2 protein-coding genes are annotated in these 2133 nt (G+C 46.0%); both read left to right on the top strand.

What is annotated here, in order from left to right; all coding sequences use genetic code 11:
• Positions 1-59 precede the first annotated feature (59 nt).
• Positions 60-563 (top strand): hypothetical protein, encoded by a 504-nt coding sequence (locus tag F6K20_RS35510; RefSeq protein WP_008190132.1) that lies wholly within the window; start codon positions 60-62, stop codon positions 561-563.
• Between the two features lie 433 nt (positions 564-996).
• Positions 997-2112 (top strand): M4 family metallopeptidase, encoded by a 1116-nt coding sequence (locus F6K20_RS35505; RefSeq protein WP_008190136.1) that lies wholly within the window; start codon positions 997-999, stop codon positions 2110-2112.
• The last annotated feature ends 21 nt before the right edge of the window (positions 2113-2133 follow it).

The following is a 2133-nucleotide window of genomic DNA, read 5'->3' as shown; positions in this document are numbered from 1 at the left end:
TGACCACTGACGGCTGACCGCTGACGGCTTACATTTACACCGACTTGGGGTGGTCAATCATGACGAAATCGAACGGATTAGCTTTAGTCTCAGGGTTCATCAAACTGATTATCATTTGTAGTCTGATTCAACCGATGCTCGGTTGTACTCAAGCAACGGAAAATTTGAGTAAGGCGGATTTAAATCAAGAGATTCAAGCAACAGAAAATTTGGTTAAGGCGGATTTAAATCAAGAGATTCAACTTCATATCGATCAGATGGCCTTAATGGAATCGAAAACGATGCAAGTTAAGGTTCTGGATATAGTAGAGGATTCCAGATGCCCAGTTGATGCGGTTTGTGTGCAGCCAGGACAAGTCACCATTGCCTTCGAGGTTGTTAAGGAAAACTCACAACCAGAGGAGGTTGAGTTAACCCTGAGAGCAGCCCAAGAAAATTTAGCCGTTAAAAATTTTGATGGCTATTCCATGATATTAAAAAATGTTGAACCCTTGCCAATGACTAATCAGGAAAAAATAATACAATCCGACTATATTGTAACGATTGTTGTATCAAAGAGTTAAAAGCTCGGAAATCTAACCTATAATTATCATTTGGGTATCGATATTTTTAAATCGAGACACCACAGATAAAGGCGTTGCTGATTTGGGGGGATGATTTATGAAACGGTGAAACAGGGTGAAGAGACTGGAAGTAAGGAAAGATAGAACAGACTTAATCATCCGACCAATAAGCAATGCCATAAATCAGAAACTGTTTTGAGTTGACTTCGCTATGATTAAAAGTGGCTGGCAAGGTTTCCAAGGTGTTGCTTCTGGCAATAAAACTTGGCAATAAAACCTGAGCTAGCAAGGGCGATCATAGTAATAGCAAAAATACTTAAATACTACTATGCCTACCAAGATAAACCATCACCACCATCACCACCATCACCACCATCACCACCATCACCACCATCACCACCACAACCCTCTGCACTGTATTGTTCCGGCGTATATGCTGCGGGAAGTTTCAGAACAGGGAAGCCCTATGCAGCGAGAACGGGCATTGAGCGCCCTAGTGGAATCTGGTCAGTTCCGTGGGGTGCGCCAGGAATTAGCTGACTTCTCCACACGACCCAGTTCCCGAGAACCAGGAGCAGCAAAACAACGGGTGATCTGCCATGCAGACTACCAAACTCGTTTACCTGGCCGTCAAGTCCGGGGGGAAGGAGACCCGGCCACAGGTGACACAGCAGTAGATGAAGCCTACGATGGTTCTGGAGCCACCTTTGATTTATATCGTGACATATACGAGCGGAACTCGATTGATGATCGAGGGGTGGTGTTGACCTCAACCGTTCATTATGGGCGCGGTTTTGACAACGCCTTCTGGAATGGTCAACAGATGACCTATGGGGATGGGGATGAAGATTTGCCAGAAGAGGAGAGACTCTTCAATCGCTTTACTATCGCCATCGATATTATTGGTCATGAGCTGACCCATGGGGTGATCCAATATGAAGCAGGACTGGTCTATCGGAATCAACCAGGTGCTCTCAACGAACACTTCGCTGATGTGTTCGGAATCCTAGTTAAGCAACGGACACTGAACCAAACTGCTAGTGAATCGGATTGGGTGATTGGAGCTGGTCTGTTTACTGAGAATGTCAATGCTAAAGGCATTCGCTCCATGAAAGAACCAGGGAGTGCTTATAACGACCCCAGACTAGGTAAAGACCCTCAACCAGGTCATATGAGAGACATCTACACCGGGTCTCAAGATAATGGTGGGGTTCATATCAATTCTGGTATCCCCAACCGAGCCTTCTACATTGCTGCTCTGGACATTGGTGGATACGCTTGGGACAAGGCCGGTTGGATCTGGTATCTTACCTTGAGGGATAAGCTGGGTTCCACCTCAGATTTTAAGGATGCTGCCAGAGAGACATACAAGGTGGCAGGTGACCGATTTGGTGTTGGCAGCCTGGAACAAAAAGCTGTCCGTAAAGGTTGGGAAGAGGTAGGTGTTGAGATTATTGAAAAGCCTCCGGCACCTCAACCCTCTGAACCCCCAGGATGCTCCGCAGGTGCGCCAGACTTTATCAGGTCTTTTTTCACCCCCTCCTCTTAAGGTTAGGAAATTCTTTAGGGA

The organism is Moorena sp. SIO2C4, from assembly GCF_010672485.1.
Lineage (GTDB): Bacteria > Cyanobacteriota > Cyanobacteriia > Cyanobacteriales > Coleofasciculaceae > Moorena > Moorena producens.
Note: the sequence above shows the minus strand (reverse complement) of the source record. Positions and strands in the feature narration are given on the sequence as shown.

Excerpts from the sequence above, each read along its gene's own strand:
- F6K20_RS35510 (WP_008190132.1), top strand. The coding sequence starts at position 60 with ATGACGAAATCGAACGGATTAGCTTTAGTCTCAGGGTTCATCAAACTG.
- F6K20_RS35505 (WP_008190136.1), top strand. The coding sequence starts at position 997 with ATGCTGCGGGAAGTTTCAGAACAGGGAAGCCCTATGCAGCGAGAACGG.